This window comes from Lactobacillus nasalidis (genome assembly GCF_016587775.1).
Taxonomy (GTDB): Bacteria; Bacillota; Bacilli; order Lactobacillales; family Lactobacillaceae; genus Lactobacillus; species Lactobacillus nasalidis.
This window is the reverse complement of the sequence record NZ_BOCG01000286.1, coordinates 1-8,398: the sequence shown is the minus strand read 5'-3', so window position 1 is coordinate 8,398 and position 8,398 is coordinate 1. Positions and strand designations below refer to the sequence as shown.

The window sequence follows — 8,398 nt, the reverse complement described above, 5'->3', positions numbered from 1 at the left end:
CCAGAACGTAGTCGTCCATCCCCAGAGCTTCAAAGACGGAGTCGCCCGGCTTGAGGTCAGGGTCGTGGAAAAGCCAGATGCCGTTGGCGTACTTCGGCGGCACGACTGAGTCGCTGAAGCCGAGTTCCTGCAAACCGCAGATCATCCCGTTTGACTCAACCCCGCGCATCTTGCTCTTCTTGATCTTGATGCCGCCTGGCAAATGCGCCCCTGGCAAAGCCACGATGACGTCCTGGCCGGCCGCCACGTTCGGGGCCCCGCAGACGATCTGGCGGGCTGCTTCTTCACCGACGTCGACCGTAGTCTTGTTCAAGTGAGTGCCTTCGATCTTTTCACAGGTCAGAATGTGGCCCACGACCAGCTTGCTCAGTCCTTCTTCCGGGTGAACCGTCGAAGCAATTTCAACCCCGGACCGGGTCAGCTTTTCTGCCAAGGCGTATGGGTCCACGCCATCCATGTTCAAGAAATCTTTCAACCAATTGTAAGAAACTAACATTAATCTTCCTCCCGACGGAATTGCTGCAAGAAGCGCACGTCATCACTGTAAAAGTCACGAATGTCATCAATGCCATACTTCAAGATGGCGAACCGGTCCAGACCCAGGCCGAAGGCAAAGCCGCTGTAGACGGTCGGGTCGATCCCGGCACTGGAGAGGACGTTCGGGTGAACGATCCCCGCGCCCAGCACTTCGATCCAGCCGGTGTTCTTGCAGATCGCGCAGCCCTTGCCGCCGCATTCAAAGCAGGAAACGTCCATTTCAACCGATGGTTCGGTGAACGGGAAGTAGCTTGGACGCAGGCGGGTTTCCCGGTCTTGGCCGAATTCGTGCTTGGCAACCAGTTCCAAAGTCCCCTTGAGGTCGCTCAAGGAAATGTTCTTGCCGACAACCAGCCCTTCCATCTGCATGAACTGGTGGGAGTGGGTGGCGTCGTCATCGTCCCGGCGGTAAACCTTGCCCGGTGAGATCATCTTCAAGTCGCCCTTGGCAAAGTCATGCTTTTCCATGGTCCGGGCTTGAACCGGGGAAGTCTGGCTGCGCAGGAGGTGGTCGGCGTCAACATAGAAAGTGGCTTGCATGTCCCGGGCCGGGTGGTCCTTTGGCAGGTTCAGCATTTCAAAGTTGTAGTGTTCGCTTTCGATTTCCGGGCCTTGAACGACCTGGTAGCCCATGCCGATGAAGAAACGCTCCAGGTCGTCCTGGATGATTCTGATCGGGTGCTTTGAACCAACGTGCTTTCTGCGCCCTGGCAGGGTAACGTCGATTCTTTCAGCTTCCAGTCTGGCTTCGATGGCCTTTTGCAAAAGGTCGTCCTTGGCGCTGGCCAGGTTTTCGTTGAACAGGTCCCGCAGCTCGTTGACCTTTTGGCCGACTTCGCGCCGCTTTTCCGGAGCAACATCCTTCATCTGGTGAAGGATTTCGGTCAGTTCACCCTTCTTGCCGACCAGTTTAACCCGAACGTCGTTCAGCGTCTTTTCGCTTTCAGCTTCCTTGATTTCAGCAAGTCCCTGCTCACGCAGTTTCTTCAATCGATCAAATAAATCCATTTACTTATTCCTTTCAACAAAAAAAGCTCCGCCCCCAAAAGGGACGAAGCTTCGCGGTACCACCCTAGTTTAGGCCCAAAAAGGCCTACACTCTTTACCGATAACGGCGGCAGCCGGAATTGATTAGATCCTACTCGCAAGATGAAATTCGCAAGCTGCCCTTTGGTTTCCTTTCAGTTGCCAAGAAACCTCCCTGTTAAAGCTTAGTCTTGCTACTAGTCTTGTTCTTAGTAATTAATTAAAATCATAGGCTAAAACGCGCTTAAATGCAAGCTGTTTTTTACGCCCACTTGTCGGCCCACAGGTGAACTTGGTTGAAAACCGGCTTCAGTTCGGCGCCTTTCGGCGTCAAAGTGTAAAGCACGATCTTGTTTTCCTCGTTCTTCGACCGCTTGACGATCCCGTCAGCTTCCAATTCCCTAAGCCGTTCAACCAAAACGCGGTCTGAGCAGGCGCCGATGGCATGAGCCAGGTCCCGGAAGCGCATAGCCTTGGTATCGCACAAGGAGCTGATGATCAAGCCGTTCCACTTCTTGCCGATGATTTCAAAAGCCTTGACGAAACGGGCGCACATTTCATAATTCTCGGCGTTTTGACAGCACGGTGCGTCCTGTTCGGATAATTCTGTCATAGGGCAACCTCCTAAAATTAATATCCATGAACTCTATTTAAGCATAAGTTACTTACCAAAAACAAGCAAAAAGTCTCCGCCTCAGCTGAAGTGGTAGATCATAATGCCGGCAGCAACCGCCGCGTTCAAGGATTCAGCCCGCCCTTTGATCGGAATGTAGAGCTTCTCGTCGGCCAAGGCCGCGATATCAGCAGACACCCCATGGGCCTCGTTGCCGATAATCAAGGCCACCTGCGCCTGGGGAGCGAAATCGCCCAGCTGCTTGGCCTGCGGATCCAGGAGACTGGCGTAGACGGGGATGTCAGCGGCCTGCAGGCTGGCGATGGCTTCAGGCAGGTCAGCTTTGATCAGGCTGAGGTGGAACTGGCTGCCCTGCATGGAGCGCTGGACCTTGGGATTGTAAAGGTCAACCGTTCTGTTTGACAGAATCACCCCGTCAAAACCGGCCGCGTCAGCCGTTCTGATGATCGTCCCCACATTGCCCGGGTCGGCCAGGTCGTCAAGGAGCACCCACTTGCCGTAATTGAAGTCAAAATGCTCCGGCTGGTTGATCTTGACGGTCATGAAGACGTCCTGGGAATTTTTGGTGCTGCTCAAGTGCCGGGCCACGCCCTCACTGATCTTGATCAGCTTGTCTTGGTCAAACTCCAGGCCCAGGGATTCCAGGCGCTTTAAAGCCGGTGGCGTGGCCAGAATTTCCCGGTACTTGGCCTTGGCCTTTAGGGCTTCTTCAACCAGGTGGAAGCCTTCGATCAGGTAATAGCCGCTTTCCTCGCGGTACTTCTTCTGGCTGAGCTTGCCGATGGCCTTAATTTGCGGATTATTGACAGATGTTCTTTCTTGCATGATAAAATACTCCTTAGAAATACTATTTTAATGATTTTTTGCCAAAAATAAAGAAGGTAATTACAATGCAAACATGGGAATTATTAGCGCACGGGGTCGTGCAGGGCGTCGGTTTCCGCTGGAGCGTGCAGATGCTGGCCCAGAAAATGCACCTGCCGGGCAGCGTCAGAAACAACCCTGACGGCACCGTCACCATCGTCATTCAAGGCACGCCCAGCGACCTGGTCAAGTTCAAGGCTGAATTGCCAGGCGCGGCAACATATGCCCAAATTTCACGTTTGGACACAAAAGTTCTGCCCGATATGGAACAAATGCATTCTTTTCATGTATTATATTAGACAGATCCTAAAAATTTGGAGAGAATGCATTCAATGAAAAAAATCAAAAAACGTCTATTACCAATCAGCCTGCTGGCGCTCTTGCCGCTTTTTCTTTCGGCTTGTGCCAGCCAGTCCAGCAAAAACGGCAGCTTGAAGGCGCCGACCAGCGGTCCTTACTACTGGATCTATGAATGGATCGGCCAGCCCCTGCAGCACATCACGGTCAACCTGGCCCACGCCATTGGCGGGGCCAGCGGGGCCGGTTGGGCGATCGTCATCATCACTTTGGTAGTCAGAGTGATCTTGATGCCGCTCATGCTCAACCAGCAGCACAAGGCCACCCTGCAGCAGGAAAAGATGCACCTTCTGCAGCCGCAGATGCAGCTTTTGCAAAAGGCCATGAAGACTCCGGGCATGACTCCGGACCAGCAGCTGGCCTTGAGCGGTCTGCAAAGAGAGATCTACTCAAAGAACAATGTTTCCATGACTGGCGGGATGGGCTGCCTGCCCCTCTTGATCCAGATGCCGATCATGATCGGGATCTACCAGGCCGTTGCCTACTCAAGCGCCCTGGCCAAGTCCACTTTCTTCGGCATTTCCCTGTCCAGCAAGTCCATGGCCTTGGCCATCATCGCCACGGTCTTTGCCCTGATTCAAAGCTACGTGGCCATGATTGGCATCCCTGAAGAACAAAAGAAGACCATGCAGGCCACCATGCTGATGAACCCGATCATGACTTTCTTCTTCTCCATGTCCTTCTCCGGCGCCCTGGCTCTGTACTGGGCAGTCGGCAACCTGGTCATGGTCATCCAGCAGCTGATCACCACCTTTATCGTGCAGCCGCGGGCCAAGAAGCGGGTATCCAAGGAACTGGCTGAAAACCCAATCGTCGAAGTGGTCACCCAAGCCAAGATTGACGCGATCCTGAAGCCGGCCGCTGAAGCCAAGCCAGGCAAGCCTGCGCCAAGCAAGAACAGCGACCTGCGCAAGCGCAACCAAGGCAAGCAGCACCGCAACAAACAGTAATGATCAAAACAAAAAGAACCGCCAAATGGCGGTTCTTTTTTTGATCTTTTTAGCTTTCGGCAGACTGCGGATTGCTGCTTTCGCCGCTTTCCTCTGCCTGCTTCTGCTGCTCGCGGCTTTGCAGGCGCTTGACGTCCTCGTCGCTGAGGACCGGGAAGATGATCCGGAACTGGCTGCCCTGGCCCAGAACGGATTCCACGTCAATGGTGCCGTGGTAGGATTCCACCAGCTTCTGGGCAATGGAGAGGCCCAGACCGTTGCCGCCCTTTTCACGGGTTCTGGCCTTGTCGACCCGGTAGAAGCGGTTGAAGATCTTCTTCTTGTCCTCGTCAGAAATCCCCTCGCCATAGTCTTGAACCACGATCTGCATCTCCTGGCCGGACTGGCCGGCGGAAACGGCGATTTCCTTGCGGTCGGTTGAATACTTGATCCCGTTGTCGATCAAAATGATCAAGATCTGTTCCAGGTGGCCCTGGTAGATCTGGATCTTGGTGTCAGGGTCAAGGTCCTCGACTTCCAGGGAAATCTTGAAGTCGGGGTGGACCATGCCCATGTCGCCGACCACTCTGGTCAGCACTTCCATCGGCTCAGCGATCGCGTTCGGGTAGTGGACGCTGATCTGCTCTGCCCGGGTCAAATCCAGCATTTCCTGAATCAAGTGCTTCATGCGCTCGGCTTCAGAAATAGAGGCATCGATCGATTCCTCCAGAATCTGCGGGTCATCCTTGCCCCAGCGCTTGAGCATGCTGAGGTGGCCTTCGATCACGGCCACCGGGGTCCGCAGTTCATGCGAGACGTCGCTGACGAACTGCTTCTGCTGCTCGATGTATTTTTGCATCCGGTCCAGCATCATGTTGAAAGACAGGGCCAGTTCTTCCAGCTCGTCGTTTCTGTGCAGCTCCGGAATTCTGGCCGTGCTGTTCGGGTCATCATTGACTTCTCTGGCCACCTTGGACATCTTGTTGATCGGCTTGACCACGTTGCGCACGACCAGGTAGGAAATCAAGATTGCCAGGCTGACCCCCAGCAGGGAGAGCCAGAGCATGGCGCTCAGGGTGCGGCTGATCAAGCGGGTGTAGCTGGTCATCTGGTTGCGCACGACGATATAGCCCGTCAATTTGTGCGTGCTCCGGTTTCTGACCTTGCGGTAGACGTACAGGATGCTCTTGCCCTTCTTGTTCTCCTTGACCACGCTCTTGCTTTCACTGGTGAATTTGACCAGCTTTGGCGCGCTGTCGCCGTTGTGGAAGACGATTTCGTTGCGCAGGTTGTAAATGGCCACCGTCACGTCCGGGTTGGTCACGGTGCTCAGGACCGTGTCGCCGAAAACGCTGCTGTTGCTGTTTTCAGACTGGGACAGGGCCGGGCCGCCCTTCAGAATTCTTCTGGTGTTCGGGGACAGCTGCTGGACCACGTTGGTGATTTCCAGTTCGTCGTCGATGCCGACCAGGCGCTTGCGCAAAATGTTGACCACTTCATTGGAGGTGTCTTTTTGTTGGCTTAGAGCTTCTTGCTTAACGGTATTGTAAACAACAGCGGAAAAAACAAGAAAAGAGACCGCGATCGTCATTGCGACGATGCTGACCCATCTCACGATCAGTGAAACGTGTCTGGTCTCCTTCTTGCCGCTGGCGGCGCTAGCTTTAGGCATTGTCTTCCTCATCTCTTACCATGTAGCCGGTTCCGCGCACAGTCTTGATGTAGGAAGGCTGGCCGGGAATGTCGATCTTGTTCCGCAGGTAACGGACGTAGACTTCGACAACATTGGTCTCGATGTTTGATTCCGGTCCCCAGATCTTGTTCAAAAGCTGGTCGCGGCCGACAACATTGTTCTTGTTTTCAATCAGAGTCATCAAGAGGTTGTATTCCCGCTTGGTCAGGTCAACCGTCTTGCCGTCGCCCCGGTGAACGATTCTGTTGGCAGTTTCGATCGTCAGGTCCTTAAACTTGACTACCTTTTGCCGCGGCAATTTGTCCTTTGAAGCGTCCTTTTCAATCTTGACCCGGCGCAAAACAGCGCGCAGGCGGGCCAAAAGCTCTTCAATGGCGAAAGGCTTGACGATGTAGTCGTCAGCACCATGGTCCAGGCCGGAAACCCGGTCGATCACGGAGTCACGCGCGGTCATCATGATGATCGGCGTGGTCTTGCTCTGCCGCACGCGGCGGGCAATTTCCAGACCGTTCAAGTCCGGCAGCATCAAGTCCAGCAAAATCGCGTCAAAGTCTTCGCTCAAAGCACGGTCCAAAGCCTTGCGGCCGTTGTTTTCAACAACGGTCTCATAGCCTTCGTGCTGGAGCTCAAGTTCGACGAAACGAGCCAGGTTCTTTTCGTCTTCAACAATCAAAATTTTCGGCATGTTTTATCCCCTCATATCCTACTGATTAATTTTGGGTCTGCTTAATCCAAGTATAATCTTAAAGTATATTTTAATAATTCTAGAATAGCCCAAATTCGCCTTTTTAACAAGTACCCCATAAAAATAAGTCTTCACCAGATTAATTTTCTCTGGAAAAAGACTTGTTTAGAACTGAGTACTTTTATTTTTCCTCATTTTCATCCGCTTGCATCTTGTCCAGCAGGTCCTGCAGCTGGGCGAAGGCCGGGTTGACCTGGTCCTTCTTCTGCTCGGCAAAGTCCTGCTCGGAAACGACTTCCCAGCCCTGGCCTTCAGGGTAGAGGCCTTCTGTAGCTTCCTGCTCAGTTAGGATCGTAGTCGGAATGTTCAAGAGGATGTTGTCTTCTACGGCCGTCTGCACATCGATCCGGTCATCGGCCAGGGGAATGATCATCAGGCCCAGTTCCTTTTCTTCCTGCGTCGGCTCATGGTCGGAATAGTTTTCAACGAAGCTGAACTTCTGGTGCAGAGGCACGGCTTCCAGGCTCCGGGAAGACGGAACCAGCAGGTCGGCTTCCACTTGGAAGTTGCCGGTCACGAAAGGCTCGTCGTAAAAAAGCTGTCCTTCGACATGCGCGTTCTTGACCTCATAAAGCAGATCCTTGGATCTTTCGTAAAAGCCGTCGGCAAACGTCAAGTCAGCTGAGACCTGCGTCAAAGGCTCGCGGCTGTTTTTGATTTGAAAAAATGAAAGTTCTAGCATTAATTTACCTCGAGTGGCCGCCGGCCAAAGTTTTGATCGACGCCAACAATCTGTTCAAATAACCGGTCTGTTCTGACCTGCAGGCCCAGGGTCCCTTCCTGGGCATTCTTGCGGTCGACCTTGGAAACGATGTCGACGGCAAAATTCTTCCGCTGCTTCTTCAAGTACTTCCGCCCCCGCTTGCTGTAGCCCAGAAGCATCGTTGACACGTGATCGTAGCTGCCAAGCAGGTCGCTTTCAGTAACGTTCAGCAGAGTGTACAGGCTCAAGCGGCGCAGGCGCGAGTAAGTGTAGCGCTTGGACTTGACGTGGCGCAAAAACTCGGCAAAGTTCTGGGCCAGGTGAATCTCAGCCTTGAATTTGTACTCCAGCCCCTCGCTCATCTGATAGATCCGCTGCAGTTCGGCAATCGAAGCCGACTCCAGCCGGTACTTCAGCAAAGGAAACAGCAGCTCCCAGTTTGGCAGGGCCTTTTCCTGCTCAAAAGCAGCAATTTCGCCCTTGGGCAGCCACTGTTCCAGTTCGGCGTAGCTGGCCCCGTTTAACAGCAGGTTGCGGATGGCGCTGGCGCTCTGCACGGCGGCTTCCCTTTGCAGGATGTCGTCATGCCCGGCCCCGACCCGGTTGACTGGCCGGAGCTTCAAAGGCGAGCCCAGGTTCGCATTGGCCACGGCATAAGCCAGGCCCAGAATGGCGTTGGGTTCGCTGACCTCATGGCCGACCTCCCTGGCCACCATTTGGTTGTACTGGGTGGAATAAGTCTGGCTGTAGTCCGCGAATTCCTCTCTTTGCCGGGGAATCTTGGAAATACGGTCGCCGAAATACTCAAAGTTGAGATTGGCGTCCTCCACGCCGAAAACCAGCGTCTGCGCCCCCAGCCGGGTCAACAGGTCGACCCCGCCGGTGGCAAACATGTCTGCCGCCTGGACGG

General features: G+C 54.0%; 10 protein-coding genes and 1 other annotated feature. Of the genes, 2 read left to right on the top strand and 8 right to left on the bottom strand.

The genetic code is table 11. The features are described 5' to 3' along the window. The 4 genes from ytpR to lacNas_RS05145 all read right to left on the bottom strand — a co-directional run. The coding region (gene ytpR / locus lacNas_RS05160; protein WP_373868162.1) for a YtpR family tRNA-binding protein at positions 1 to 496 on the bottom strand (496 nt) is incomplete at its 3' end. After that, entirely contained in the window at positions 496 to 1,545 is a 1,050-nt protein-coding gene (pheS, locus tag lacNas_RS05155) for a phenylalanine--tRNA ligase subunit alpha (protein ID WP_201330391.1), read from the bottom strand. The genes ytpR and pheS, both read right to left, overlap by 1 nt. A gap of 36 nt (positions 1,546 to 1,581) precedes the next feature. Beyond that, positions 1,582 to 1,783 (bottom strand) — a binding site (T-box leader). A gap of 42 nt (positions 1,784 to 1,825) precedes the next feature. Next, positions 1,826 to 2,176 (bottom strand): winged helix-turn-helix transcriptional regulator, encoded by a 351-nt coding sequence (locus lacNas_RS05150; protein ID WP_201330390.1) that lies wholly within the window; start codon positions 2,174 to 2,176, stop codon positions 1,826 to 1,828. Between the two features lie 81 nt (positions 2,177 to 2,257). Further along, positions 2,258 to 3,022, bottom strand: coding sequence for a TrmH family RNA methyltransferase (locus lacNas_RS05145; RefSeq protein ID WP_201330389.1), 765 nt, complete (start codon positions 3,020 to 3,022; stop codon positions 2,258 to 2,260). A gap of 65 nt (positions 3,023 to 3,087) precedes the next feature. Between lacNas_RS05145 and lacNas_RS05140 the strand changes: the two genes are divergently transcribed. Together lacNas_RS05140 and yidC are read left to right on the top strand one after the other, a co-directional pair. After that, complete coding sequence (locus lacNas_RS05140) at positions 3,088 to 3,360, top strand: acylphosphatase (protein WP_201330388.1); 273 nt, start codon at positions 3,088 to 3,090, stop codon at positions 3,358 to 3,360. A gap of 33 nt (positions 3,361 to 3,393) precedes the next feature. Then, positions 3,394 to 4,368: a membrane protein insertase YidC gene (yidC, locus tag lacNas_RS05135; protein ID WP_201330387.1), complete on the top strand. Its 975-nt coding sequence runs from the start codon at positions 3,394 to 3,396 to the stop codon at positions 4,366 to 4,368. A 49-nt stretch (positions 4,369 to 4,417) separates the two neighbouring features. Here yidC and lacNas_RS05130 read toward each other — a convergent pair whose 3' ends face one another. The 4 genes from lacNas_RS05130 to lacNas_RS05115 form a co-directional block, all read right to left on the bottom strand. Further along, positions 4,418 to 6,019, bottom strand: coding sequence for a HAMP domain-containing sensor histidine kinase (locus lacNas_RS05130; protein WP_201330386.1), 1,602 nt, complete (start codon positions 6,017 to 6,019; stop codon positions 4,418 to 4,420). Then, positions 6,012 to 6,725, bottom strand: coding sequence for a response regulator transcription factor (locus lacNas_RS05125; protein ID WP_002879246.1), 714 nt, complete (start codon positions 6,723 to 6,725; stop codon positions 6,012 to 6,014). The genes lacNas_RS05130 and lacNas_RS05125 overlap by 8 nt, the downstream gene beginning before the upstream one ends. 181 nt (positions 6,726 to 6,906) lie before the next feature. Then, a complete protein-coding gene (locus tag lacNas_RS05120; RefSeq protein WP_201330385.1) occupies positions 6,907 to 7,467 on the bottom strand; it encodes a DUF177 domain-containing protein in 561 nt (186 codons plus the stop codon). After that, on the bottom strand, positions 7,467 to 8,398 hold a 932-nt coding region (locus lacNas_RS05115; protein WP_201346660.1), incomplete at its 5' end, for a nucleotidyltransferase family protein. The genes lacNas_RS05115 and lacNas_RS05120, both read right to left, overlap by 1 nt.